The organism is Streptomyces sp. NPDC048254, from assembly GCF_043201895.1.
GTDB lineage: Bacteria > Actinomycetota > Actinomycetes > Streptomycetales > Streptomycetaceae > Streptomyces.
Genome location: NZ_JBICZJ010000003.1, coordinates 608,801 through 633,469, shown reverse-complemented (window position 1 = coordinate 633,469; position 24,669 = coordinate 608,801). Strand labels below are relative to the sequence as shown.

Sequence of the window (24,669 nt, the reverse complement as noted above, 5' to 3'; positions counted from 1 at the left end):
TGGGATGCAGGAGAACGTGACGCGGGCCGCTCCGCGGCAGAGGCCTACGACGTCACGGCGATGACTGTGGCCTGTGGCCGAAACCGTGTCAAGATTAATTACTAATTTAGTAGAAGCAGCGTAGAAGCAGCTCGGATGATCGCCACGGACACGGCATCGGCGGTCCCCTCGCCAACCGGGCTGCTCGAACCGCATGTTCGTGATCTGCCGGTCCGGCATCCTGTCCTTCGGCGTCTGCCACCGTCGGCGCCGAGCAGCGGTCCGAACGCTCGACGAGCCAGTCCCCCCTACCCACGAACCCCCGTACTCCCAGGAGCCCCGTTGTCCCCCACGTCACCGTCCGCCGGCACCCGCGTCATGCTGACGGCGGCCCTCCTGCTGCCGGCGGCCTTCGCCGGCGCGTGTTCCGCCGTCGGCGAGGACGGCTGCGACGACACGGGCACCGAACTCAGGCGGCTGGCCGACCAGCCGCTGCTCAGCTCGGCGCCCGCCGGTGCCTCGGCACCCGCCAACTACCGTGGCGTCGGCGTGACCACCGGATGCGACGACGACAGCAGTGGCGCGCCCTGGCTGCACGCGGACCGCCTGTATGTTTTCCCGGGCGGACCCGACGACGTCATCGCCTACTACACGAAGGCGGCCGCCGCGGCCGGCTGGCACTCCGAGCCCGACCCCGCCAGGGTGGCGGAAGCCTGCTGGACCAGGATCGACCGGGGTCGGCACCTGCTGCTGGACGTCGACCTGCGCCCCAGGGGCTTCTCGCCCGAGCCCGAGGCCGGTACGGGCCTCGCCTACTCGGTATCGGTCGGCACCGAACGGGACGGCGGCGAGGAAACCTGCCGGGACTGAGTGGGGTCGGGATGGTCCACGACCGCGGCGAAGTGGGGCCAGCCGTCCACTTCGAGGTTCTGCCGCAGCGGCGGGATGTCCAGGACGGGCGCCGCGGCATCGAGCAGGCGCCTGGCCGTTCCCGGCTCGTAGAGGTTCAACCAGGCGCGGTCGGGCAGGCGCACGACCGTGCCCGCCTCGAAGTACGAGTTCGAGACGATTCTGTCCGGCCCCGGAGTGAAGACCAAGGACAATCGGCGTCGAGCACCCCACCTCGGCACCTGCGCGACGAAAGAGATCGTCAGACGGCAGTCGGCGTAGTCAGGTCTCACCCGCTGCCGGAGGGTCCAGTTCCAGACAGTCCCGTCCACCACGAGGCGGCGGACGCGTCGGTCGCTCCGCATCGAGCCACCGTAGAACGTCGAGGCGACAGCAGCGACAGCATTTCTTCCTACGGCTCACTCCCCCCGTGATCATTTGCCCGGCAGGCCCTGACGGTGCCTCAGGCCGAGCCGTCGCCCCTCATGGTCACCCTGCAACGGGCTTGTGGACGTGATGTGTGGGCACACGGGATTCACCCCTCTGAAAGGAGCCTTCTTATGATCGGCATCGTCGCGGCGGTGTTGTTCTTCATCGCCTTTCTGATCAACGCGGCGGACATCAGCACCAATGACACGTTCACCTCCACGAACCTGATGCTGCTGGGACTGACCGCCCTGGCTCTGCACGTGGCGGGCATCGGCAGCGGATGGTCGTACCGGAGGCGCCGCTGATCGCGCACTCCACGACCGTGGGCCCGGTGACACCCCGCCGCCGGGCCCACCTGCCGGACGCCTGCACCCTCGGACATGACCGCACCGGCCCTCCGGGCCAGAAGGTCACTCCAGGGCGCTGGAGACGTCGGACGTGGGCTGTTCATCCTGAAGTGCGGCCAGGGCGGCGGCTAGCTTGCCCCGGCCGGTGATGCCAAGGCGTGGATAGATGCGGTACAGGTGTGCTCCGACGGTGCGGTGCGAGATGAACAGGCGCTGGCCGATTTCCCGGTTGCTCAGCCCCTGTGACGCCAGCACGGCTATCTGCATTTCCTGGGCGGACAGCTGCTCGCCGGTGTTCGCATGCCGTCGACCGCTCGACTCGCCGGTGGCACGCAGCTGCTCGCGGGCCATCTCGGCCCAGGGCTGCGCGCCGACCCGGTCGAATCCGTCGCGGGCGAGTCGGAGCGGATGCCGAGCGTCCACGTTGCGGCGTTGGCGGCGCAACCAGCGGCCCTGGTGCAGATGCAGCCGGGCACGCGCCGGCGTCCAGTCGGCCGGCAGTACGCCAAGGGCCGCGGCGTAGCGCTCCTCCGCGGTGTCGTCCGGAGCGAGCACCGCGTCGGTGTAGGCGTGAGCCACCACCATCATTTCCGAAGGCAGCCGTCCGGCCAGCTCCGGAAGGTCGGCCAGCAGTTCCCGGGCCTGCTTGACGGTGCCCGCGGCGACCGCGGCGTCCGCGAGGTCCGGCGCGAGCAGCCAGCGGCTCACCGAGTGGTAGTGCGGGTCAACGGGATCGAACGCGCGAGAGAGAACGTCGTACGCCTCCGTGGCGCGGCCGTCGAAGAGGGCGAGCAGGCCGTCGGTCTGCTGCGCCATCGCGGCGACGAACGGCATACCCGGGAACAGGCTGTGCATGCGTAGTTCGCGGATCATCAGCGCCGCTTGCTCGGTTTCTCCGCGCAGCGCCGCCACCAGGCCGGCCGTGGCCTTCAGCCCCAGCCAGACGATCCACTCCCCGGTCTCCTCGGCCAGGGCGAGCCCCTCGGCGGACTCCTCACGAGCTCGCTCGAGCTGGCCGAGGTACACCTGTGGCCAGCTGGCGGCCAGCGACCGGGCGAGCAGCCCGAGTCGGCCCTGTGACCGCCACGCCGCGGCCGCCAGCGCGAGGTACTGGACGGCGCGGCCGATGTCGCCGATGACCATGGCACCGCTACCGAGAAAATGCAGGATCCGGCCGTCTTCGGGGTCTGCTCTGATTCCGTCGAGCCGCGCGATCACGTCGGCCCCGTGCCGGTACGGCTCGGTGTACGCCCGCACCGCCAGCACGTGGGGGGCATCCGGATCGGGATTCCACCGATCGAGTTCCGCTGCGGCCTCCGCGCGCACCTGCGCGTCGCCGTCCTGGAAGAAGCATCGTGCGCTGGCTCGCCACAGCAGGTTCTCCGCGACGTCTCCGGCTCCTGCGTCGAACGCACCGGCCGCCGCGGTGACCATGTCCTGGATCAGCCGCTGCGGCGCGCCCGGTTCGATTGCGCAGTTGTCGGACACCACCATGAGACGAGCCCGCTCGACCCGGCCCAGCATGCTCATGTCGGTGCGGTCCAGCAGCGTCTGGACGCTGATGCGGTGGTTGATCTCGCTGGACAGCTCGGCCGCCCGGACCAGGATGCCGGTCCGGCGCTGCGCGTCGAGGACAAGATCGGCCGCCTGACGCAGCGCCGGGACGGCAGCCGCCACCTTCCCTCGGGCCTGCGACGCATCGGCGAAGCCCTCCAGCCGGGCGGCCAGCTCCTCGTCCGGCCCGATCGTGGCCGCCGCCTCGTGAGCGAGTTGACGCTCCGGGGTGTCGTCCATCACCGAGGCGAGGGCGCGGTGAGTGGCCAGCCGATCGGCGAGCGTGGCGTGGGTGTAGATCGCCGTGCGCATCAGCGGATGGCGGAACTCCGCGCTGTAGCCGACCAGGGTGACCAGATCCGCGTCGACCGCCTCCTGCACCGCGTCGACGGAGACCGCCGAGCCACAGAGGCGACTCGACACGTCCAGCAGCAGGTTCAGGGGCGCGGCCGGCTCGGCGGCAAGGACCAGGAGCAATGTGCGGCATTCGCGGCTCACCGAGTCGGTACGTGCGGAGAACGCGTCCTCCAGCCGCTGAGTCAGCGGCAGGTCGTCCATCTGCGGGGGCACGCCCTGCACGGCCTTGGGCAGCTCCACCAGGGCCAGCGGATTACCCGCGGCACGCTCCAGGATGAGCGCCCGCAACGGCGCCGGCAGGTCGGGCGCGCCGGCGTCGAGCAATTCGGCGGCGGCCGGTCGGCCGAGCGGCTCCAGGGGGAGATCCAGGAGCACGTACGATTCGGAGTACTGGACCCGGGCGGCAGCGAGCACCTGTATGGCGTGGTCGCGGGTGCGCCGGGCAACGAACTTGAGCACGTCCCGACTCGACGAATCGATCCACTGCAGGTCGTCGACCAGCAGCAGGAGCGGCTGTCGGCTGGCCGCGTCGGCGAGCAGTTCGAGTACGGCCAGTCCGACCCGGTATATCTCGGGCTCGGTGTCCCTGACGCTGAACGCGCCGCTCAGTGCCAACCGGTGCGGAGTCGGCAGGTCCTTCACGCCACGGGCGACCGGTTGCAACAGCATCTGCAGCGCGGCGAACGGCAGCCACTGCTCGGGCTCCACTCCGGATGTCCGCAGCACCTTGAAGCCGCTTTCGACGGCCTCGGCCCCGACGGTGCGCAGCAGGGCCGACTTGCCGACGCCGGCGGCGCCGTGGACCAGCAGTGTGCTGCCGTGCCCAGCCGCAGCGTCCGCGAGCAGCCCGCGAAGGGTGCGCAGCTCCCTGTCCCGCCCGATCATCGCACCCGTGCGGATCCCGCCCTCTGCGAGGTTCCCAACAGCCCCGTCCCGACGGGTACGCCCGCTGTGACCGTGAGCTTGCGGACCTGGGCAGGCCGTACGAAGACGAAGCCCGCTGCCGTCCGGCGGTGCCCGCCTGCGGTGCTTCCGTTGACCGTGGCGACGGGATGCTCTGGCAGGGCCGGGCGTTCACTCACCGGCACAGCAGGCATGGCGCACAGCACGTGAAGCTTCTCTCCATCAAGGGGTCGTTCCGGCCACCATCGTACTCGTCAGGTACGGCCGCCCTTATCGGCGAGGCTCAACCATCAGTCAAACGACTCTCGGAACAACACAGCGCACGGCGAGTCCCGGCCGATTCCGGGCGGACCCGCGACTGCCGAGCATGGTCCCGACGGGGGCGGAGAACTGGCGAGGTGGTCCGGCCGTGACCTGAGCTCTTTCAGCGTTGCCACTGCGGGGCGAGGGCAACCGCGGTGATGGACGACATGCGATGCGAGCCGGAGCGGGCCTTACGGAAGACGGGCCCGGACTTCAGGCGGGCCACGCCCTGCCGCACGGGGGCCCTGAACCGCCGAGAGAGCGCGGTTGACTGTGCGTCGGAATCGGCGGCGGGCTGCCGCCCGGATGGGCGCGGTCGGCGAGGACCGGATGCCCTGGCGTTCACGGATCCGCATGACCCGGTGGGCGAGGGCAGCGGTCGGACCTGGGCTCGCCCGGGCAGGACGGATGAGATCCACGACAGCTGCCCTGCCGGATCGGATCGATCAGCAAGGATCGATCAGCACCTGCACGTTCGCCCCCATGCCGAGAGCTCCGCGAATCCGCCGGCGGACCGCCCGGCTGTCGCCTGTCGCGGCGAGCAGCCCCAGTCGTCCGGTCCGGATCGCGCGTAGGGGAGACACCGCCATCAATGAGCGTCTCGAACCTACGACGAGGTTCTCCGGGGACGGGCAGCGCACCCTGCAGGAGCGGAACCACCGGCCGACCAGCGCTCGTCCCAGAGCGGCGCCCACAGCTCATCAAGCCCGCGGCGAGAGGGGATCTTCCCGCTGTCGCACGTCCCAGCAATAGCGGGCCATTACACGATCAAGCCCGATGACGTCACACTTCATCCGACAACTGACTGACGAAACTTTCGACACCCAGAAAGCTTCTCTCCTCTCCCAGGGAAACAACCTCGAAGGTGCGTTTCAGGAATTCGTCGATCACCACTGCTGATGCAGCTACAACAAACGTCTCCCAGCCCGATCTGAACGCCATGTACACCAACTCATGACCGCGGATTTCGGTGGGCCAAATTTGAATATCACCGAAACCGGCGAGCCACTGTCGGCCGGAAGCCAGGAGCTCCCGACCAAATTCCCACTCAATGACCAGATCGGTGCCTGCATTGAATGCCATGACTATTGAATACGGCTCTGCGCTGTCATATCGGAGATCAGCCATGACCGGCAGAGTCACCTCCTCTTCGAGAAGCGCAACGACCGTCCGACATGTCACCGGATCGGGCCGGATGTCCCACTCCGCATGGCCATTTTGCCGACGTCTGCGATCTTTGTGAGCGCACCCGGGCTCATCATCGGTGTCGAAGACCTTCCCACTCATCATTCGTCCTCTCTCCTCTTCCCGCCACGACGGCTCGCGGCCGGCGTCCACGTCACGAGCCTGGGGGCCGACTGAGACCTGATGCATCAGTCAAGTGACCGTCAACGGACGAGTCACGCTCTTGGCGAACCTGGAACCCACGACCGCCCGACCGCCCGGCTCCACCCTTCTGCGAGCGCACACTCAGTTTCAAGTGAAACCGTATCGAATGCACATATGGCTGTAATGTGACCTCGTGACCACCCACTTCCCTCACAGAGCCGCCCCTTCGGCCGGCTCGCGTGCAACCGACCGTCCCGGGGACACCTCGCCTTTCGCTCTCGCCCTGCTGCTGCGGCGGGCGCACTGGCGGGTGGCCGGGGTGATGACGGAGGCACTCCGCCCGCTCGGCATGGAGTTGCGGCACTTCGCGGTGCTTCTCGTTCTGGTCGACCGCGGGCCTACGGTGCAGCGGGACCTGGGGGCGGCGACGGGGTCGGACAAGGTGGGAATCATGCGGGTCGTGGACGACCTGGAGCGCATGGGGCTGGCGGTGCGCAAGGCGGTTCCGGGTGACCGGCGGGTGAGGGCGGTGGAGATCACGCCTCGGGGTGTCGAGCTTTTCGATGCGGCGCATGTGGCGGCGGAGCCGCTGGCCGAGGGCCTGGTCGCCGACCTGGGGTCGGGTGAGCGCGAGCAGCTGACGGGATTGCTGACCCGGTTCGCCCATCCCGCGGAGAACGAGGCGTAAGCGCGCCCGCGCCGCACCGGCCACGCAGCACGCCCCTGAGCGAAACCCCTTCTCCACGCAGGCCACCCAACTCGCCCGAGATAGTATTGAGTGATACCGTCAAGAACGAGACGGTTACAGATGTACCGGATGGAAAAGGGGCGCAAGGCGATCATGAATGTCTATGAAGCGGTCACGAGTCGGCGCGCTGTGCGGGAATTCACCGACCAGCAGGTCCCGCGGGAGGCACTGGAGCGTGTGCTGTCCGCCGCGGCGTGGGCGCCGTCCGCATCGAACCTCCAACCGTGGCACGCCTACGTGCTGACCGGCCGACCACTGGCTGAGCTCAAAAAGCGCGCTGGTGAGCGCATAGCCGCGGGCGACCCCTGGGACGAGCCGGAGTACGAGCAGTACCCCCCGGTGCTCAAGAGCCCCTACCAGGAGCGCCGATCCGCCTTCGGCGAGCAGCGCTACGGCGCACTCGGCATTCCGCGTGCGGACCTGGAGGCGCGTCAGAGGGCCGCTGCCGCGAACTGGGACTGCTTCGGGGCACCCGCCGCACTGTTCTGCTACATCGACCGCTGCATGGGCCGACCCCAGTGGTCCGACGTGGGCGTGTACCTGCAGTCCGTCATGCTGCTGCTCCGCGCCGAAGGGCTGCACAGTTGCACGCAGATGGCCTGGGCCAAGTATCACAGGACCGTCGCGGAGGTCCTGTCGCCCCCGGATGAGCTTCTCCTCTTCTGCGGCATGTCGATCGGGTACGAGGACGTCACGGCAAGCCAACCCCGGATCGGCCGGGCGCCGCTCGAGGAGACAGTGACGTTCGTCGACGGTTGCTGACACGTCCCCGACGCCACCTGGGCCGAGCTGAAGAAGGGCCGCGCGGCAACGCCCGGAGGCGATCAGAGCCGGCCATCGCCTCGCTGTGACGGGCGTCCGGGCGAGCCGGGGTCGCCCTGGGTGGGGAGCTGGTTCCAGGAGCGCAGCTTGTCGGGATTGAGGACAACCCAGACCTGTGCGACCTGGTGATCGGCGATGTCGAGGCTGACGACGGCGGCGACCTGGTGGTCGTAGCGGGCGATGAGACCGGTACGTCCGTTGACGGACTGGCTGGTCAGAGTGGTGCGGGGGTGTCGGGCCAGGAGTGTCAGCAGGCTGTGAGCGACCTGACGGCTGCCGTGCACGGGCCTGCTGAGTGCGCGGACCTTGCCGCCGCCGTCGAAGAACGCCGTGGCGTCCGGACACAGCAGCGACTCAAGCAGTTCGGCATCCTCGTTCACGCAGGCCTGACGGACGGTGCGGGCGAGGAGATCGTGCTCGTCCGGTGGGGTGGAGTGCGAGCGCTGCCTCCGAATACTGTGCCGGGCACGGTCGGCGAGCTCGACGCACTCGGACTCCGGGCGTCCCACGATGTCGGCTACCGTACCGGAGGCCATCCCGAAGACGTCGTTGAGCACGAAGGCCGCCCGCTCGGCCGGCGACAGAGAGTCCAGCGCGTTGAGCAGAACCCGGCTGACCTCCTTCGCCAGGCCCGCCTGAGCTTCCTCGGCGTCGCCCGTCTTCGTGTGGTGCTCCTCTTTCTGGTCCCGCTGACCGGTCGCACCCCGGTGGGGGTGAGCGAGCAGGACCAGACAGAGCCCGCCCGCGGTCTTCGCGAGCCAGTGTCGGGGAGTTGGGATTTCCCCACGCTCCGCCTCGGACAGCCCGTACCACCGACGGTAGGTCTCACCGACGACGCTTTCCGCCTCACGGGAGCTGCCCAGCATCCAGTAGGTGACTTCCAGCAGGTGCCGGCGCTCGTCGAGCAACTCCGCGACCGGCACCGAGTCAGCGTGGTCCATACGGCATCCTCCCCCTCACTAGGCACGGCACTGCACTCAATCCTTTGACCGGGCGTGCACGGGTCGTGTGACATCAGCTGTCCCACATGGCTGCAACGGGCAGTACCCGGAGGAGCGGTTACCGACCTCGCTCACGGCCCGTCGGGCCGCCTCGTGCACGAAGCTGATCTCGGCGGCACTCAGAACCGTTGCTCCGCCGGACATGCCACGTGCCCGCTTCGTCGCGGCGCCGGCCGAAGCACACCGCCCTTGCCGACCACCACCAGACTTGTCTCCCACCTCGGGCAGGTTTCGGTCGGGGGCCTCAATCAGGGTGAACGACACGTCGTCGGTGCTCAGTTCCGGGTAGAACATGGCCATCGCAACCGCCGGCAACAGCAGCTCGCCGACGGCCTCGACACCGGCGAACCCGCCACCCACGAACGTGAAGTTCGCAGTCCGCTCCGCTCACAGAGCGGCCGCGGCGACGGAGCGCTGGAGCCAACCCCGTCACAGAGGTTCGGGGCATCCGGTCTTCACTCAAGGCGGCGGAGGCCCACGAAGGCAACCGAACGCTGCCGTCGCCATGCGTGATGTCGGCATGAGGTGCGGGTGTGACTCGAACGTCGAGAGAGAGGACCTGGCTGTGCTCGTTGTTCCGGATCCGAAGGTCGTCAGAAGGCTGCTGACCCGGTACGCGTCCCTGCAGATCGCGCTCGCCGAAGGTGAGGGGCGGGAAGGTACACGTGAGCTTGAGGACGTCAGTTACACGCTGTGCGTCACGATGGGAACCCGGAACATACGCGTGCCATAGCGGCCGCGGACATGCTGCTCGTGGCCCGGGTCAGGCGGAGCGGTGTCCAGGTACCGGACGGCGAGGACGGTCTGCCGGCGGCCCCAGCTGGCTGCTCCGTGCCCGTTGACGGATCCCGCAGCACTCCATAGAGGTCCGCGCTCGCCCCTTTCGTCGCCGGATCAAGTCCGTCGCCAGATCAAGTCCGTCGCCAGATCAAGGCATCCGTATTGCTCGTGATATTCTCATTCAATACCATCTCATGTTTGACTATCGTCGAGCGTCGATCCTCTCCTGGGAGAAAACCCATGGCCACGTTGCTGCACATCGACTCGTCCGTATTCCCCGGCGAGGCTTCCTCGTCCCGCCCGGTCACCGCTGCCTTCCGCAAGGTCTGGGAGGAGCAGCACCCGCAGGGCACGGTGATCTATCGCGACCTCGCCGCCGACCCCGTCCCGCACATCACCGCCGCCGCCTGGGCCGCCGGTTACACCGCCCCTGCCGAGCGCACCCCTGAGCAGTCCGCGGCGTTCGCCGCACGCATGAAGCTCATCGATGAACTGGAGCAGGCGGACGCCGTCCTGATCGGCGCTCCCATGTACAACTTCTCGATCCCCTCGACCCTCAAGGCGTGGCTGGACAGCGTGCTCCTCCTCGGCCGCACCGCGGGCGAGACGCCCTCCGCCCAAGGCACCCCGACCGTCGTCGTCGCCAGCCGCGGCGGCTCCTACGCTCCGGGCACCCCGCGCGAGGGCTACGACTTCGTGCAGAGCTACCTGGAGGCCGTCCTCAAGGACACCCTGGGCCTGGACCTCCACTTCATCGTTCCGGAACTCACCATGGCCCCTCGCAATCCGGCCATGGCCGAACTGGTCCCCCTGTACGAGGCCTCCCGCAAGAGGGCCTTGGAAGACGCGGCCGCCAAGGCCAAGGAACTCGCGGAATCCCTCGCCGCGTAGAACACCCTGCAATGGACACCATGTGACGCCTCGACAGAGGACGTCACACGGTGTCAGTGCCGCGCACCCGGGACGACGACGAAGACCAGCTCGCAGCGGGGCCGGGGTGGGCCGGCGTCGCGCGGGCGTGTCCATGCGCTCCAGGTCGTCCACGACCCGCATGATTCCCGCCTTGTCCGACCCCGTCGCCGCCCCCAGGTCCCGCCGCACCGTAGGCCCCCGGTCGACCAGAACAAGAAGCACCGCGAAGTGCCGCAACTCCACACCGAGCGGGCGGAGCGCCTCCGTCATCACCCCGGCCACCCGCCAGTGCGCCCGCCTCCGCGGCGCCCCCACGACGCCGGTGCGGGATCGCACCAGGGTGCTGGACGACGCCTGTCTTGACGGCGGTCGTTCGTGGAACGATCGTGAAATAGAGCCGATGACGAAGGCAGTCCGACGGTCATCCGGCTCGGCACACCAGGTAGGCGCCATGGCACACTCCCACGCGTGGTCGGGTCCGCTGCCTCCAGGATCGGCACGGCTCCGTGTCGACACAGCCGTGGCCATCGCCGTCTCGGACCCTTCTGGCCGCATATTCCTCTGGAGCAGCGCCGCACAGGCACTGTGGGGTTACGCGCCCGAAGAAGTCATCGGCACGTCTCTCACCGGTCTCTTCACCGCCGACGGGGCGGCGCTGTTGCATCGTGACGGCCGCCCTGTCGAGGCGCGGGTACGTTTGTCGCCATTGGTGGCCTCTGAACTGCCTGGCGGGTTTCTGCTGACCGCGGAGCCCCAGGTGGCCGCAGAAAATCGGCCGGGTGCGCAGGAGCCCGAAGACGAGGCATTGATGCGGTGGGCGTTCGAGCAGCATCCAGCTCACCTCGCTGCTGCGCCGAGCCGCGCAGCGGCCGGAGTTCTTCACAGCAGGGACGCGTCCCGCCAAGGGCGAGACGCGGTGGCACCCGGCTTCCTCACCGGTCAGCCGGTGTGTGGCGACCGGGCGGACGGAACTGCTCGACTTCACCGATCCACTGGTGACCCGTTGGCTGGCCGACGACCCCACGACCGCGGCAGAGCTGGGCGCCTGTGGAGCGCACTCGCTGATCACGGTGCCGATCCGAGCCCGCGGCACCACTCTCGGGGCCGCCGTCTTCCTCCGCCACGGCGCCTCCGGTGAGTCTTTCGCCGCCGACGATCTGACCGTCGCCGAGGACCTGGTCACCCGTGCTGCGATCTGCCTGGACAATGCCCGCTGGTTCACCCGCGAACATTGCATCGTTCTGTTGCTGCAGAGCACCCTGCTGCCGCGTGGCCCGATCATGCACCCGGGCGCGGAGACCGCCGCCCGTTATCTGCCCGGCGACCGCGCCTCCGAGGCGGGTGGAGACTGGTTCGACGTGATCCCCCTGCCCGGCACTCGCGTCGGTCTGGTCGTCGGGGACGTCGTCGGCCACGGTATCTGCGCCTCGGTCACCATGGGCCGGGCTACGGACGGCGGTACGTACCCTCGCGGACATCGACCTGCAGCCCGACGAGCTTCTCACCCGCCTCGACGACATGGTGACCCATCCGGCGGAAGAGATGGGCAACGAGGCCGATACCGGTGTCGGCGGTTACAACGCGATCCCCGGCGACATCGGCGCCAGCTGTCTGTACGCCGTCTACGACCCCGTGTCCGGTACCTGCACGCTGGCCCGGGCAGGTCATCCGCCCCCGGTTCTGGTGTGTCCGGACGGCACCACGCAGGTCGTCGACGTGCCCGCCGGGCCTCCGCTCGGGCTGGGCAGCCTGCCGTTCGAGGCGACGGAGCTGACCATTCCCGAAGGCAGCCTGCTGGCCTTGTTCACGGACGGACTCGTCGAAACCCGCGACCACGACATCGACGAACGCATCGACGAGTTGCGCGAGGCCCTGGCCCGGTCCGTGCCCTCGTTGGAAGAACTGTGCGACGCGGTCCTGGGGCGCGGCCCCTGACAGTCCCCCGGATGCCTACCTGGTCTATCTGGACGGTATCGGCAAGCGCCGCTTCCGCGATACCCGCGACGGCGGCCAGCTGGTCGAAGCCCTGATCGCCGGAGCGCCGGAGCTGCGGGTACTGGGTCAGGTGCAGCCGTACTCGCCACTGGCAGAACCGCTTGCCGACCGGCCGGTGTGGTCGTGGGTGGGCCATCGCGTCGGTCTGCTGCTGTTCCTGCACAATGTCATGCAGACCTTCGTCGCCGCCGACCACCGGTACCGTCCTCTGTACGACCGGGCGGTCGGCGCCCAGATCACCGCTCAACTCCGGCTTGCCGGCTACCAGCCCGACAGCGGTGTCCCCGTGGTGCTGCTCAGCTACAGCGGCGGCGCCCAGGTCGCCGCCGGCGCGGTCGGCGCATTGCACGCCCAGCTGCGCTCCCCGCTCCTGCTGATCATGCTCGGCGGATTCCACAACGGTGCCAACGACCTCACCCATGCCGAGCACGTGCATCAGCTCACCAGCGCGAACGACCGGATCGAGCGGGTCGGCACCTGGATATTCCCGCAACGCTGGCGGCTGTTCCGCCGCAGCCAGTGGAATCGGGCCCTTCGGGCCGGGAAGATCACCGTGCATCGGCTCGACCCGGCCACCCACGTCGGGCCGCGCAGCTACATCAGCCCGGAGGCACATCTGCCCGACGGCCGCAGCTACCTGGACCGCACCACCGACACCGTGATCGCCATCATCCGTACCCGCTACGGCGCGACCGCGGCGACAGACACCGGCGACCGGTCGCCCTGACGACCGCCCACGGGGAGCGGCTCCCCAGGACGTTCCCCTCCGGTGGGGAGGACGAGCAGCCCCGCCGCCGGACACGGGGGCGGGGCCGGGGAGAAGTAGTCCTGGACGAGATCCTCACCCCTGCCGGCCGTAGCGGTCGCGGGCTCGGGCAACCGTCTCCGGGGCGATCTCGCCGGCCCGCGCCAACTGGTCCAGGGCGGCGACAACGATCGACTCGGCGTCCACATGGAAATAGCGGCGTACGGCATCACGGGTGTCCGACAGCCCGAAGCCGTCCGTTCCCAGCGACGTGTAGTCCTGCTCGACCCACTGGCTGATCTGGTCGGGCACCTGCCGCATCCAGTCGCTGACGGCAAGAACGGGCCCTGGGGCGCCCGACAGCGCGGCCGTCACATACGGGACGCGCTCCTCACCCCGCAGCCGCGCGCTGTCGGCGCTCAAGGCATCGCGGCGCAGCTCCGTCCAGGAGGTCACCGACCACACGTCGGCCTGGACTCCCCACTGGGACGTGAGCAGTTCCTGGGCCTCCAGCACCCAGTGGATGGCCGTGCCGGAAGCCAGCAACTGGATCCGCGGTCCCGCGCCGTGTGGCTCCGCCTGCCGGAACCGGTACATGCCCCGCCGGATCCCCTCCTCGACCGCCGGCCCGGTGGGCATGGCAGGTTGCAGCTTGGGCTCGTTGTAGACCGTCAGGTAGTAGAAGACGTCTTCGGGCTGGTCGCCGTACATCCGTCGCAGCCCTTCCCTGACGATCACCGCGATCTCGTACGCGAAGGCAGGGTCGTAGCTCACAGCGGCCGGATTCGCGGATGCCAGCAGGTGGGAATGTCCGTCGGCGTGCTGCAGTCCCTCGCCGGTCATGGTCGTACGACCGGCCGTCGCCCCGATGACGAACCCGCGCCCCATCTGGTCGGCCAGGGCCCAGAACTGGTCACCGGTTCGCTGGAAACCGAACATGGCGTAGAACATGTAGAACGGGATCATGGGCTCACCGTGTGTGGCGTACGAGGTCGCCGCAGCGGTGAACTCGGCCATGGAGCCGGCCTCGGTGATGCCCTCGTCGATGAGCTGGCCGTTCTTGGCCTCGCGGTAGTAGAGCAGCTGATCCGCGTCGACCGGTTCGTAGGTCTGGCCGTGCGGCGAGTAGATCCCGGCCGTCGGGAACAGGGATTCCATGCCGAACGTGCGAGCTTCGTCGGGGATGATCGGTACCCAGCGCTGCCCCGTCTCCGCCACGCGCATCAGGTCCTTGACCAGCCGGACAAGAGCCATGGTGGTGGCCACCTCTTGTTTGCCGAAGCCCTTCTTCAGGGCCTCGAAGGGCGTGGCCGGGGGCTGTCGCAGCGGCTTGGCGACCACCTTGCGTGCCGGGGCGGGGCCGCCCAGAGCCGTACGCCGGTCGCGCAGGTACTGCACCTCTTCCGAATTCTCGCCGGGGTGCCAGTAGGGCACCAGGTCGCCGCTCAACGCGCTGTCGGGAATGGGAAGCTCGAGCACGTCCCGCATGTCACGGAACTGCGCCATGGTCAGCTTCTTCATCTGGTGATTGGCGTTGCGGGATTCGAAGCCCGCACCCAGCGTGTGTCCCTTCACCGTCTGGGCGAGGATGACGGTCGGCGCTCCGTGGTGCTCGACCGCGGCGCGATAGGCGGCATGGACCTTGAGGGGTTCGTGCCCGCCGCGCGAGTTCTCGAACAGATCGGTGAGCTGGGCGTCGCTGAGCCGGGCGGCGATGGCGGAGAGCGCGTCGCCGGTGAAGAAGTTCTTGCGTGTGTAGGCGGCGTCCCGGGCGGCGTACGTCTGCATCTGGGCGTCGGGTACCTCGCCGAGGCGGTGGACGAGGGCCCCGGTGGTGTCCTGTCGCAGCACGTCGTCCCAGGCCTCGCCCCAGACGGACTTCACGACGTTCCAGCCCGCTCCGCGGAACCGGCCCTCCAGCTCCTGGACGATCTTGGAATTCGACCGTACGGGGCCGTCCAGGCGCTGCAGGTTGCAGTTGACGACGAAGGTGAGGTTGCCGAGCCCCTCGCGGGCGGCGAGCGCCAGCGCGGCCGTCGCCTCGGGCTCGTCCATTTCCCCGTCCCCGAGGAAAGCCCATACGCGGGACCCGGATGTGTCCTTGATGCCGCGCGCGTGCAGGTAGCAGTTGAACCGCGCCTGGTAGATGGCGGCGAGCGGGCCGAGCCCCATGGAAACGGTCGGGAACTCCCACAGCCACGGCAGGCGGCGGGGGTGGGGGTAGGACGGCAGTCCGTGGCCGTCGGCCTCGCGTCGGAAACCGTCCAACTGCCTCTCGTCGAGGCGCCCTTCCAGGAACACGCGGGCATAGATGCCGGGCGAGGCATGCCCCTGCACGTACAGCTGGTCGCCCGAGCCGTCCCCGTCCTTGCCCTTGAAGAAGTGGTTGAACCCGACCTCATAGAGCCATGCCGCCGAAGCGTAGGTGGCTATGTGGCCGCCGAGTCCCAGGCGGGAGCCGCGTGTCACCATCGCTGCCGCGTTCCAGCGGTTCACGGCGGTGATCCTGGCCTCCACGGCGACGTCACCGGGAAAGACGGGCTGCGCGGACGCCGGGATCGTGTTGATGTAGTCCGAGGACCGGAGCCCGGGCAGCGCGATCCCGGACCTGGCCGCGTACTCGTGCACTCGTCGCAGCAGGTACACCGCCCGATCCGGCCCCGCGTTCCGCACGACAGCGTCGAGTGACGCCTGCCATTCGGCGGTCTCCTCGGAGTCCCGGTCGGGTAGTTGGTCGAGCTCGCTCGTCGCAGAGAACTCGGTGGGCCGGGACGGATCACTCATGGCAGCCTTTCTGTCACAGCGTGGGCAGGGGAGAGACCGACCGCCGACCCGGAGGTACTCCGGTGCCGACCGGTCAGAGATGTGCGCGGGAGGCGTGAAGTCAGCCGTTCACCACACCTTGGACAGCACGCGTGCCACTTTTGTGACAGCCCTCAACACTGTGCCGCTGAAGTCCTTCCGGGCGCGACCCGCAGCCGGGGCTGTACGGCAATGACATGGCCACCGAGACCGGCATCACACTGCGATGTGGTGTCACACCTTGCCGTGCCGTCCGGTCAGTAGTGCGTACCAGTAATTTCACCAGGAGGGCCCCATGAACGCACGCCTCGACTACTACGGCAATCCGCTCGCGGGCAAGGTACTCAAGCACCTCATGTCGGCCAGCAAGACGCTGTCGGACTCGACGCTGCCGGCCACCATCCAGTATCTGGTGGAGGTCCGCGCCAGCCAGATCAACGGCTGCGGCTTCTGCACCGACATGCACACCAAGGAGGCCACCCACGCCGGGGAGACCTCGGTGCGGCTCAACCTGGTCGCCGCCTGGCGGGAGGCGACGGTCTTCACCGAGGCCGAGCGCGCCGCGCTGGAACTGGCCGAGCAGGGCACCCGCGTCGCGGACGCGGCCGGTGGTGTCAGCGACGAGGCCTGGGCGAACGCCGCCAAGCACTTCGACGAGGACCAACTCGTCGCGCTGACGACCCTCATTGCCCTCATCAACGCCTACAACCGCATCAACATCATCACCCAGCAGCCGGCCGGCAGCTACAAGGTCGGCATGTTCGGCTGAGCCGGCACCGGGACCCGGCGGGACGCGGACGGTCCACGTCCGCGCCACCGCCGCCTGCGCGAGGGGAACGACCTTCGGGCGCCGGCCGATTGCGCTCGATCACGTGGCCGGCCGGGCCGGTTGCTGCCGGGCCCGGTACGGCGTGGACGCATGTCGACACGCATCACCGTGGTGGTGGCGACCGCCGACCCGCCGTACGCGAAGCCGAAGGCTCGCGGCGTGTCACAGACGCGGTCCACGCCCTGTCTTCGCTGTAAAGCAAGTTGTTGCGAGCCCGGAACCGCCGACGCGAGATCGTCCGTTCCGGGCCGGTCTACGGAGGTACAGCACAATGCACGAGATGCACGGAATGCGCTCAGAGGACGGCTTCGGACCCAAGATGCTGGCGGACATCAAACCGCCTTTCATTCCTGAGGGTGCTTCGGGGATGACCGTTCTCGTCGAGTGGGCTCCCGGTGACCCCGGGACTCCTCCGCACCGCCACTCGGGGCCGTGTTTCGGCTATGTCCTCGAAGGAGCGGTCCGGTGGGAGCTCGAAGGCGAGCCGGAGCACATCATCGAGGCCGGTGAGACGTTCTGGGAGCCGGGCGGTGAGGTGATCCACTACCAGAACGGCAACGCCTCGTCGGACGTGCCGGCCAAGTACATCGTGTTCATGATGTGCGCGCCGAATCAGCCGATGCTCACCCTGGTAGACGACGAGGAACTGGAGAAGCGGGCCCACCTGCGCGCCCCGCGGCCCACCGACTGATCTGCGCACAGGCAGGTTCCTGACGGCGTGTGTCCCGCACGCCGGCAGCGCCGTTCGCGGCCGCGTCGGCCGTCCACTGCGGCACCGCCATGGCGGTGCCGCAGTGGAACCACGATCCCTGCTGGAACTGACGACGGCTCTGGGAACGGTCGTCATGCCGCTCAGACGCCTCCTGTCCGCCGCCGGCGCCCGGGCCCCGCAGGACGCGGCCGACACCTGATTCGGCAGAGGACTCACCACCTCGCCGTCACCCTCGCCACCGTGACAGCATGACCGGCTTCGACTGCGGGATGCCGCAGCGGTCGCGAAGACGCTCGCCCCGGATGCGGACCGGGCCCGCGTCATGGAAGAGCTCAACCAGCACCGCTTCGGCATCACAGGCGTCGACGCCTGACCAGGAGCGGTCAACCGGGTACGCGGCCTGTATCCCCGCAAGTCCCGCTCCGCGCCGTGCCGGCTCGCGTCCCCGGCGATGGTCCGCGCGCATGTGCGTGCCCGAGCTCCTCAGGAGAGCCAGGCTCGGACGATCGGGCAGGTGATCAGCCCATCGGCGCGGAACGTCTGATGGCACAGGGCCCTCGTCGTGTACCGACAGGGACGGTCGCGCTCCGGGTGCGGCCGCCGAGGCGCGGGCTCGTTCGCTCGGCCAGGGCTGAGGAACTCGCCCAGCAGGCCGCACACCGCCGACTGTCACAACAGCGGGGATGCGCCGGTCAACTGACTGTCCGCATCTGGAACCCCTCCATACGCGAAGGTGCACCACATATGGCATACGTCAGTACCAGTCCGTCGGGCTCCGCCCATGGCCCGGAGTCCGGTATCGCACGACGGCTCGGCACAAAGAGGCCGCGTGACCTAGGGAGGCCGACGGACGCGACCTTTCCCGCGTCGTTTTCGGCTCAGCGCCCGGTCGTGTACCGCAACACCGACGGAGTCATGCCATGACCGAGCGAGCCCGGTTGCCCAATCTGTCCACCGACAAGGACTTCGACGGCGAGGCCTTCGCCCCGATCTACACCACGGCCGTGACGGTGAGCGGGGGGATGGTGAGTCACGGGCGGGCCTCGGGAAGGGCACGCTCGGGCGACGGGGTCCTGGATCTCAACCTGCGGATGCCCGCAGAGCTGGGCGGAGACGGCCAGGGGACGAATCCCGAGCAGTTGTTCGCCGCCGGCATCGCCGCCTGTTTCCACGGGGCGCTGAGTCTGGTCGCACGGCAGGCCGCGCTCGACCCCGCGGTGATCTCCGTGCAGGCGACCGTGGCTTTTGGACGGGACCCGGCAGACGGCGGCTACTTGTTGCACGTCGACCTTGAGGTCAAGTGGCCGGACATCGACCTCGCCGTCGCCGCCCCGCTCGTGGAGAAGGCCGATTCGCTGTGCCCCTACACGAAGATGGCCCAGCGGGGAACACCGACAAGCATCAGGCTGGCCTCGTAGCCGAGGACGAAGGCCGCTTGTCCAGCTGTATGTCGTTTCCGTAGCCGCCGGGTGCCCCATGCCGGTACCCGACGGCTACGGAAAGGGGAGACCAGCCGGCCTGTCGCCGGTCGTCCTGGCCGGCGGCAACCGCAACGTCCCACCCTGTCGCCGGCACTGGTGGGCGCCGCGAAGCCGTCCGCACCCGAAGCTTCGTGCCCGCCACTGAGCCTCCACCCGTGGGTGGGCATCCGGCCGGTCGCGCGCGCCGGGCCTGCCGAGCCCCAGCCGTTGCGGGGCCGCGTTCACAGCGCGTCCGGGGCCACCGGCGGAACCCCTGACCCCGGTTCCATCGCGCTCTTGCTCTGCTGGATGATCTCCTGGACGTGAAGTTCGATCTCCTGCGGATTCAGGCCGAGCGCCTTGCCTATGTGCACCGCCCAGACCTCGGCGCGAAGATTGGTCTCGAAATCCAGGTCGGCCCGGACGTTCTCACGTGCGGCTTGCCGATTCTGGCCGACCATGACGAATGTGGACAGGAAGATGGCCTCCAGGCTCACGATCATGGTGAGCAGCCCGAACGGGTAGGGGTCGAAGACCGCGACGGAGCCGAACAGCCTGAGATTGAGGGCGATCCACACCGCGAACCAGACGGCATGGGTGTACACGAAGCCCATCGTGCCCGCAAAGGCGGTGATCGCGTCCGCGAACGGTCCTGCGACGTGCGCATCCTGGCGAACGCCAGCCGCTCATGGCGCAGGCGCGGGTCGATGCCTTGAATACCGCCGGGAGCGGGGCTCGGCCGGAAGGCTCCGCCTCCGGAGTGAAGGCTCATTCCCACTTGCTGCCTCATTCCCTCGCCGGGGGCGCCGTCGCCGGTCGACTGGAAGTATGACCATGTAGGCCACGAGGTTGTGACGGCCGGCGTCTGACCCGCTCAGGCCGTCGCCGGGCGGCAGTGGACCGGATCGCACATCGTCTCGCCCATGTCGATGTGAGTGGACACCACCTGTCACCAGAGCGTCCGCGAAAGGTGTCACAGATTCCGGAACATCCCGGTCGTACTGAGTGACCATCCCTCGGCGATCGGAGTAGATCGTGGCTATCCGCGAACAACGTATTTCCACCATGGTGCTGGTGATCGGAACCGGAGGCTCTGGGCTGCGAGCGGCGATCGAACTGGCCGAGGCCGGTGTCGACGTCCTCGCGGTCGGCAAACGCCCCAAGGAGGACGCGCACACGGCGCTTGCCGCCGGAGGAATCAACGCCGCCCTCGGCACCATGGATCCCGAGGACAGCTGGCAGCAGCACGCGGCCGACACGCTCAAGGAGAGCTATCTGCTCGCCGATCCCCGCACCGTGGAGACCGTCACCCAGGGTGCTGCCAGGGGCATCGAGGACCTGGAGCGCTACGGCATGGCCTTCGCTCGCGAGGAGGACGGACGGATCTCCCAGCGCTTCTTCGGCGCGCACAAATTCCGGCGGACCGCGTTCGCCGGCGACTACACCGGTCTGGAGATCCAGCGCACGCTCATCCGGCGCGCGGAACAGCTGAACGTTCCGGTGCTCGACGGTGTCTACATCACCCGGCTTCTGGTCCACGACGGCGCCGTCTTCGGTGCCTACGGTTTCGATCTCACCCACGGAACTCGGTATCTGATCCACGCCGACGCCGTCATTCTCGCCGCCGGCGGTCACACCCGCATCTGGCGGCGGACGTCCTCCCGGCGCGACGAGAACACCGGCGATTCGTTCCGTCTGGCCGTGGAGGCCGGCGCCCGTCTGCGCGACCCCGAACTGGTGCAGTTCCATCCCTCCGGGATCATCGAGCCCGAGAACGCGGCCGGCACTCTCGTCAGCGAGGCCGCGCGCGGTGAGGGCGGCATCCTGCGCAACGCGCTCGGCGAGCGGTTCATGAACCGCTACGACCCTGCGCGCATGGAGTTGTCGACCCGCGACCGCGTGGCCCTGGCCTCCTACACGGAGATCAAGGAAGGGCGGGGGACGCCCAAGGGCGGAGTGTGGCTCGACGTCTCCCATCTGCCACGGCAGACGATCATGACGCGTCTCCCCCGGGTCTACCAGACCCTGCTCGACCTGCAGATGCTCGACATCACCCGCGATCCCATCGAGATCGCGCCCACCGCGCACTATTCGATGGGCGGGGTGTGGGTACGTCCCGAGGACCACAGCACCGACGTGCGCGGTCTGTACGCCATCGGTGAGGCGTCGAGCGGCCTGCACGGTGCCAATCGCCTCGGGGGCAACAGCCTCATCGAACTGCTGGTCTTCGGCCGCATCACGGGCCAGGCGGCCGCCGCCTACTCGCAGTCGCTGACCGCCCAGCCGCGGTCGGCGTCGGCTGTCGCACAGGCTCGCGCGGAGATCGACGATCTGCTGGTGGCCGACGGACCGGAGAACGTCCGCGCTCTCCAGCGCGCCATCCGCAACACCATGACGGAGCACGCCGGAGTCGTACGCGACGAACAGGGCCTGCGCGCCGGGCTCGAGGAGCTCGCGGCGATCGAGAAGAGGATGGAGGACGTCGGCGTGCACCCGGACATCGCCGGCTTCCAGGATCTCGCGCACGCCTTCGATCTCAAGTCCGCGGCACTGTCGGCCCGGGCCACCCTCGAAGCAGCACTTGAGCGTCGCGAGACCCGCGGCTGCCACAACCGCAGCGACTACCCCCAGATGGACGCCGCTCACCAGGTCAACCTCGTGTGGTCGCCCACGACCGGTATCACCCGCGAGAGCATTCCGGCCATCCCCGACGAGATTTCCTCCCTGATGGCAGAGGTCTCGACCGATGGAAAGCTCGTCGAATAACACCGTGCCGCGACCGGGTGAGCAGTCTCGTTTTCTCGATTCTCACGAACCGCTGTCACAAATAGATCTGCCGTCCGGTCTCTCCTGGTAGAGACCGAAATCAATTCGGCGCAGACGAGGAACTCGTCGCAGCTGCGCTCCGCAGCATGAATACCTATGAAAGGACACCGCTATGAAGGTCGTAGTGATCGGTGGAACCGGGCTCATCGGCTCGAAGCTGGTAGGCAAGCTCAGCGCGTACGGGCACGAGGCGGTCGCGGCCTCGCCCAACACCGGTGTCAACACTCTCACCGGCGAAGGGCTGGCCGAGGCACTGCAGGACGCGTCGGTCGTGGTCGATGTGTCCAACTCTCCCTCGTGGGCCGACGAAGACGTCATGGACTTCTTCCGCACCTCGACCACCAATCTCCTGAAGGCCGAGGCGGACGCCGGCGTGACGCACCACGTGGCGCTGTCCGTGGTCGGTACCGACCGTCTCCAGGAGAGCGGTTACTTCCGTGCCAAGCAGGCGCAGGAAGAGCTGATCAAGGACTCCGGCACCCCGTACTCCATCGTCCACGCCACGCAGTTCTTCGAGTTCGTGAACGGACTCGCGGACATCTCGACCGAGGGCGACACCGTACGCCTGGCCCCCGTCAAGTTCCAGCCCATCTACTCCGACGACGTGGCCGCGGCCGTCGGCCGTACTGCGGTCGGCACCCCGGTCAACGGCGTGGTGGAGATCGCCGGCCCCGACGTGTTCCAGCTCGACGAGCTCATCCGTCAGGTACTCGCCGACAAGAACGACACCCGCACGGTCGTCACGGACCCGAGCGCCCCGTACTCCGGTGCCGAGCTGAAGGAGACCACGCTCGTGCCGGGTCCTGACGCGCACATCGCCGAGACCCGGTTCACCGACTGGCTCGGGCAGCAGCGGTAGGCCCTGCGAGTGGCCCCTGGCGGCAGCCAGGGGCCACCCCGGACGCGGATTCGTCACAGAACGCGTCCCCATCCGAGATGCACGCACGAAGGAACTGGCTCGCCGTGTTCAACCGCATGGAATCCGCTATTTTTCGCACTGCTCCCTTTGCAGGGCTGACCGGCGTCTACGCCATCGACCCGGTCCACAGCACGATCGGGTTCTCCGTCCGGTACGGCATGGTCACGAACGTACGCGGAAAATTCACCGCATTCGAGGGGCTCGTCAAGCTTGACGGCGAATATCCCACTCGGTCCGAGGCCTACCTCAGCGTCCAGACCTGCAGTGTTGACACGGGTTATCCGGAGCGGGACGCGCATGCCACCGGCCCGGATTTCCTCGATGCTGCGACGTTCCCTCTCATGAGCTTCCGCTCGGGCGGAATCCTCCATGCCGGTAACGACCGATTCCGCATGGCGGGACACCTCCTGATCAAGGACATCGAGCTGCCCGTTCACGTCGACCTCGGATTCCGCGGAGCGAGCCGGGACGCTCGCCGTCGGGAGTGTCTCGGTTTCACGGGTACGGCCACCTTGCGGCGTTCCGACTGGGGGCTTGACGGCACCAGGGCCCTGGCCACGGGCGGAGTTCTGATCAGCGACAACGTGAAGGTGACGCTCGACATCCGTGCCGTGCGGCTGGACCAGGCACAAGGCGTATAGGCCCCGAGACGTCTGCCGGCGTATCCAGCAGAAGGACACACGATGACGCAAGCCACGGAGAACGGCATCGATCTGGCGGCCACAGTCGTAGCGCTGACCGCCGAAGCCGCCCAACTTCAAACGCGTATCAACGCGCTCCGCGAAGAACTCGTGGCGCTCGACGAGCAGATGAAGGCCATCGCCGCCGCACTGCGGCAGCCTCCGCCCCGTTGAGCGCTCGACCGGACCGCAGACGTCCGGCACTCGGCCAACCCCGGCCGGGCATCGCCCCGTAGTCCTGCGAGAGCGCGCTGCCGCAACCCGCACCGTTCCGATGTCCCGGAAACGGCAGAAACCCGACCCGCGCCTCGAAAGGCCCTTTCATGAACCGTCGTTCTCTGTACCGGCGCGTCCGCACTCCGCTCACCGTCCTGGCCACGGCGAGCGTCGGAGCCGCTCTCCTCGTCACCACGGTCGGTCCCGCGAGGGCATCGACCTCGCCGTCCGCCGCCGCGAGCAAGCCGACCGTGGTACTCGTTCACGGCGCCTGGGCCGACTCATCGAGCTGGGACGGCGTCATCACCCGGCTGAGGAGCCTGCGACACCACGTCGTAGCCCCGCCGAACCCGCTGCGCGGTGTGCACAGCGATGCCGCTTACCTGGCCGACTACCTCAAGACGGTCAAGGGCCCGATCGTACTGGTCGGCCACTCGTACGGCGGCATGGTCATCACGAACGCCGCGCTCGGCAACGCCCATGTCAAGGCGCTCGTGTACATCGACGCCTTCCTCCCCGCGAAGGGCCCGGTCCGCGGGGGAGATCGCCGGTTCCCAGCCCGGTTCGGGGGTGACCGTGCCGGATCCGACGACGGTGTTCAACCTCGTCCCTTTCTCGGGCGCATCGGCCGGGGACGCGGACCTCTACCTGAAGCCGCAGGTCGTGCGCTCCTCGTTCGCCCAGGATCTGTCCGCCGGACAGCAGAACCAGATCGTTGCGACCCAGCGCCCACTGGCGGCTTCCGCGGTCACCCAGCCTTCGGGTGACCCGGCGTGGAAGACAATCCCCTCGTGGGCTCTGATCGGGCGCCAGGACAAGAGGGTGCAGGAGATCGACTCCTCGCACCTCCCTCTGGTCTCCCATCCCGGCGCCGTGGCCGACCTCATCACCACCGCGGCCCGCACCAGCTGACCCACGCGACTGCGCGATCGTGACGCCCCCCGCCCTCGCCCAGCACTTGCCGGGCGAGGGCGATCTGATTAGGCGGGAGCAAAAAAGAAAACGAACATTCCTGTTGACGTTGACCGATGCGTCAGTCCACACTGGAGGCTCAAGAAAAATGATCATTCTTTTTGCGAGGGCAAGCTGTGAGGAACCCCTTGTCAGGACATCAGGCATGGCGGGAAGTAGCC

23 protein-coding genes and 2 pseudogenes are annotated in these 24,669 nt (G+C 68.3%); 18 read left to right on the top strand and 7 right to left on the bottom strand.

The features are described 5' to 3' along the window. The first annotated feature begins 321 nt into the window (after window positions 1-321). A complete protein-coding gene (locus ACGFZQ_RS12640; protein WP_393840323.1) occupies window positions 322-849 on the top strand; it encodes a hypothetical protein in 528 nt (175 codons plus the stop codon). On the opposite strand, the gene ACGFZQ_RS12635 is transcribed toward ACGFZQ_RS12640, so the two are convergent. Then, window positions 792-1,082 (bottom strand): hypothetical protein, encoded by a 291-nt coding sequence (locus ACGFZQ_RS12635; protein WP_393840322.1) that lies wholly within the window; start codon window positions 1,080-1,082, stop codon window positions 792-794. The genes ACGFZQ_RS12640 and ACGFZQ_RS12635 overlap by 58 nt on opposite strands. Before the next feature lie 345 nt (window positions 1,083-1,427). On the opposite strand from ACGFZQ_RS12635, the gene ACGFZQ_RS12630 reads away from it, so the two are divergent. Continuing rightward, complete coding sequence (locus ACGFZQ_RS12630; RefSeq protein WP_351746614.1) at window positions 1,428-1,601, top strand: hypothetical protein; 174 nt, start codon at window positions 1,428-1,430, stop codon at window positions 1,599-1,601. Between the two features lie 105 nt (window positions 1,602-1,706). Here the strand turns inward: ACGFZQ_RS12630 and ACGFZQ_RS12625 are convergent, their stop codons facing one another. Then, window positions 1,707-4,439 carry an ATP-binding protein gene (locus ACGFZQ_RS12625; RefSeq protein ID WP_393840321.1) on the bottom strand — a complete coding sequence of 911 codons (2,733 nt, stop codon included), beginning with the start codon at window positions 4,437-4,439 and terminating at the stop codon, window positions 1,707-1,709. A gap of 1,104 nt (window positions 4,440-5,543) precedes the next feature. After that, on the bottom strand, window positions 5,544-6,098 hold the full coding sequence (locus tag ACGFZQ_RS12620; RefSeq protein ID WP_393840320.1) for an SsgA family sporulation/cell division regulator: 555 nt from the start codon (window positions 6,096-6,098) through the stop codon (window positions 5,544-5,546). A 184-nt stretch (window positions 6,099-6,282) separates the two neighbouring features. On the opposite strand from ACGFZQ_RS12620, the gene ACGFZQ_RS12615 reads away from it, so the two are divergent. Together ACGFZQ_RS12615 and ACGFZQ_RS12610 are read left to right on the top strand one after the other, a co-directional pair. After that, window positions 6,283-6,777, top strand: coding sequence for a MarR family winged helix-turn-helix transcriptional regulator (locus ACGFZQ_RS12615; RefSeq protein ID WP_393840319.1), 495 nt, complete (start codon window positions 6,283-6,285; stop codon window positions 6,775-6,777). A gap of 153 nt (window positions 6,778-6,930) precedes the next feature. Continuing rightward, window positions 6,931-7,599 (top strand): nitroreductase, encoded by a 669-nt coding sequence (locus tag ACGFZQ_RS12610; protein WP_351746643.1) that lies wholly within the window; start codon window positions 6,931-6,933, stop codon window positions 7,597-7,599. Between the two features lie 62 nt (window positions 7,600-7,661). Here ACGFZQ_RS12610 and ACGFZQ_RS12605 read toward each other — a convergent pair whose 3' ends face one another. Continuing rightward, window positions 7,662-8,600, bottom strand: a complete 939-nt coding sequence (locus tag ACGFZQ_RS12605) for an RNA polymerase subunit sigma (protein ID WP_393840318.1) — start codon at window positions 8,598-8,600, stop codon at window positions 7,662-7,664. Between the two features lie 36 nt (window positions 8,601-8,636). Next, the gene (locus ACGFZQ_RS12600; RefSeq protein WP_393840317.1) at window positions 8,637-9,020 is read right to left on the bottom strand and encodes a hypothetical protein; all 384 of its coding nucleotides are present in this window, start codon (window positions 9,018-9,020) and stop codon (window positions 8,637-8,639) included. Window positions 9,021-9,165: 145 nt separating this feature from the next. Between ACGFZQ_RS12600 and ACGFZQ_RS12595 the strand changes: the two genes are divergently transcribed. The 6 genes and pseudogenes from ACGFZQ_RS12595 to ACGFZQ_RS12570 all read left to right on the top strand — a co-directional run bounded on the left by ACGFZQ_RS12595 (window position 9,166) and on the right by ACGFZQ_RS12570 (window position 13,074). Beyond that, the gene (locus ACGFZQ_RS12595; RefSeq protein ID WP_393840316.1) at window positions 9,166-9,393 is read left to right on the top strand and encodes a DUF5133 domain-containing protein; all 228 of its coding nucleotides are present in this window, start codon (window positions 9,166-9,168) and stop codon (window positions 9,391-9,393) included. A gap of 287 nt (window positions 9,394-9,680) precedes the next feature. Next, on the top strand, window positions 9,681-10,331 hold the full coding sequence (locus ACGFZQ_RS12590) for an FMN-dependent NADH-azoreductase (protein WP_393840315.1): 651 nt from the start codon (window positions 9,681-9,683) through the stop codon (window positions 10,329-10,331). Between the two features lie 133 nt (window positions 10,332-10,464). Then, window positions 10,465-10,986: pseudogene (locus tag ACGFZQ_RS12585) on the top strand (PAS domain-containing protein); the annotation flags it as partial. Window positions 10,987-11,182: 196 nt separating this feature from the next. Further along, window positions 11,183-11,494: pseudogene (locus ACGFZQ_RS12580) on the top strand (PAS sensor protein); the annotation flags it as partial. A 334-nt stretch (window positions 11,495-11,828) separates the two neighbouring features. After that, the gene (locus tag ACGFZQ_RS12575; RefSeq protein ID WP_393840385.1) at window positions 11,829-12,287 is read left to right on the top strand and encodes a PP2C family protein-serine/threonine phosphatase; all 459 of its coding nucleotides are present in this window, start codon (window positions 11,829-11,831) and stop codon (window positions 12,285-12,287) included. A gap of 187 nt (window positions 12,288-12,474) precedes the next feature. After that, window positions 12,475-13,074, top strand: coding sequence for a hypothetical protein (locus tag ACGFZQ_RS12570; RefSeq protein ID WP_393840314.1), 600 nt, complete (start codon window positions 12,475-12,477; stop codon window positions 13,072-13,074). Window positions 13,075-13,188: 114 nt separating this feature from the next. Here the strand turns inward: ACGFZQ_RS12570 and aceE are convergent, their stop codons facing one another. Continuing rightward, window positions 13,189-15,876: a pyruvate dehydrogenase (acetyl-transferring), homodimeric type gene (gene aceE, locus ACGFZQ_RS12565; protein ID WP_393840313.1), complete on the bottom strand. Its 2,688-nt coding sequence runs from the start codon at window positions 15,874-15,876 to the stop codon at window positions 13,189-13,191. A gap of 313 nt (window positions 15,877-16,189) precedes the next feature. Between aceE and ACGFZQ_RS12560 the strand changes: the two genes are divergently transcribed. From ACGFZQ_RS12560 to ACGFZQ_RS12550, 3 genes are all read left to right on the top strand, one after another. Then, a complete protein-coding gene (locus ACGFZQ_RS12560; protein ID WP_351746579.1) occupies window positions 16,190-16,663 on the top strand; it encodes a carboxymuconolactone decarboxylase family protein in 474 nt (157 codons plus the stop codon). Between the two features lie 331 nt (window positions 16,664-16,994). Further along, window positions 16,995-17,414, top strand: coding sequence for a cupin domain-containing protein (locus ACGFZQ_RS12555; protein ID WP_393840312.1), 420 nt, complete (start codon window positions 16,995-16,997; stop codon window positions 17,412-17,414). Window positions 17,415-18,355: 941 nt separating this feature from the next. After that, complete coding sequence (locus tag ACGFZQ_RS12550; RefSeq protein ID WP_393840311.1) at window positions 18,356-18,853, top strand: Ohr family peroxiredoxin; 498 nt, start codon at window positions 18,356-18,358, stop codon at window positions 18,851-18,853. Window positions 18,854-19,137: 284 nt separating this feature from the next. Here ACGFZQ_RS12550 and ACGFZQ_RS12545 read toward each other — a convergent pair whose 3' ends face one another. After that, window positions 19,138-19,500 (bottom strand): DUF1003 domain-containing protein, encoded by a 363-nt coding sequence (locus tag ACGFZQ_RS12545; RefSeq protein ID WP_393840310.1) that lies wholly within the window; start codon window positions 19,498-19,500, stop codon window positions 19,138-19,140. 460 nt (window positions 19,501-19,960) lie between these two features. Between ACGFZQ_RS12545 and ACGFZQ_RS12540 the strand changes: the two genes are divergently transcribed. The 5 genes from ACGFZQ_RS12540 to ACGFZQ_RS12520 all read left to right on the top strand — a co-directional run bounded on the left by ACGFZQ_RS12540 (window position 19,961) and on the right by ACGFZQ_RS12520 (window position 24,303). Next, on the top strand, window positions 19,961-21,661 hold the full coding sequence (locus ACGFZQ_RS12540; protein WP_393840384.1) for an L-aspartate oxidase: 1,701 nt from the start codon (window positions 19,961-19,963) through the stop codon (window positions 21,659-21,661). A 172-nt stretch (window positions 21,662-21,833) separates the two neighbouring features. After that, complete coding sequence (locus ACGFZQ_RS12535) at window positions 21,834-22,580, top strand: SDR family oxidoreductase (protein ID WP_393840309.1); 747 nt, start codon at window positions 21,834-21,836, stop codon at window positions 22,578-22,580. A gap of 116 nt (window positions 22,581-22,696) precedes the next feature. Beyond that, window positions 22,697-23,281, top strand: a complete 585-nt coding sequence (locus tag ACGFZQ_RS12530) for a YceI family protein (RefSeq protein ID WP_393840383.1) — start codon at window positions 22,697-22,699, stop codon at window positions 23,279-23,281. Window positions 23,282-23,323: 42 nt separating this feature from the next. Continuing rightward, window positions 23,324-23,494, top strand: coding sequence for a hypothetical protein (locus tag ACGFZQ_RS12525; protein WP_351746569.1), 171 nt, complete (start codon window positions 23,324-23,326; stop codon window positions 23,492-23,494). 149 nt (window positions 23,495-23,643) lie between these two features. Then, on the top strand, window positions 23,644-24,303 hold the full coding sequence (locus ACGFZQ_RS12520) for an alpha/beta fold hydrolase (protein WP_393840308.1): 660 nt from the start codon (window positions 23,644-23,646) through the stop codon (window positions 24,301-24,303). The last annotated feature ends 366 nt before the right edge of the window (window positions 24,304-24,669 follow it).

Bases quoted from the DNA above. Each gene is read 5' to 3' on its own strand.
- ACGFZQ_RS12630 (WP_351746614.1), top strand. From the start codon at position 1,428: ATGATCGGCATCGTCGCGGCGGTGTTGTTCTTCATCGCCTTTCTGATC.
- ACGFZQ_RS12625 (WP_393840321.1), bottom strand. From the start codon at position 4,439: ATGATCGGGCGGGACAGGGAGCTGCGCACCCTTCGCGGGCTGCTCGCG.
- ACGFZQ_RS12610 (WP_351746643.1), top strand. From the start codon at position 6,931: ATGAATGTCTATGAAGCGGTCACGAGTCGGCGCGCTGTGCGGGAATTC.
- ACGFZQ_RS12605 (WP_393840318.1), bottom strand. From the start codon at position 8,600: ATGGACCACGCTGACTCGGTGCCGGTCGCGGAGTTGCTCGACGAGCGC.
- ACGFZQ_RS12595 (WP_393840316.1), top strand. From the start codon at position 9,166: ATGCGTGATGTCGGCATGAGGTGCGGGTGTGACTCGAACGTCGAGAGA.
- ACGFZQ_RS12590 (WP_393840315.1), top strand. From the start codon at position 9,681: ATGGCCACGTTGCTGCACATCGACTCGTCCGTATTCCCCGGCGAGGCT.
- aceE (WP_393840313.1), bottom strand. From the start codon at position 15,876: ATGAGTGATCCGTCCCGGCCCACCGAGTTCTCTGCGACGAGCGAGCTC.
- ACGFZQ_RS12560 (WP_351746579.1), top strand. From the start codon at position 16,190: ATGAACGCACGCCTCGACTACTACGGCAATCCGCTCGCGGGCAAGGTA.
- ACGFZQ_RS12555 (WP_393840312.1), top strand. From the start codon at position 16,995: ATGCACGAGATGCACGGAATGCGCTCAGAGGACGGCTTCGGACCCAAG.
- ACGFZQ_RS12550 (WP_393840311.1), top strand. From the start codon at position 18,356: ATGACCGAGCGAGCCCGGTTGCCCAATCTGTCCACCGACAAGGACTTC.
- ACGFZQ_RS12540 (WP_393840384.1), top strand. From the start codon at position 19,961: ATGGTGCTGGTGATCGGAACCGGAGGCTCTGGGCTGCGAGCGGCGATC.
- ACGFZQ_RS12535 (WP_393840309.1), top strand. From the start codon at position 21,834: ATGAAGGTCGTAGTGATCGGTGGAACCGGGCTCATCGGCTCGAAGCTG.
- ACGFZQ_RS12530 (WP_393840383.1), top strand. From the start codon at position 22,697: ATGGAATCCGCTATTTTTCGCACTGCTCCCTTTGCAGGGCTGACCGGC.
- ACGFZQ_RS12525 (WP_351746569.1), top strand. From the start codon at position 23,324: ATGACGCAAGCCACGGAGAACGGCATCGATCTGGCGGCCACAGTCGTA.
- ACGFZQ_RS12520 (WP_393840308.1), top strand. From the start codon at position 23,644: ATGAACCGTCGTTCTCTGTACCGGCGCGTCCGCACTCCGCTCACCGTC.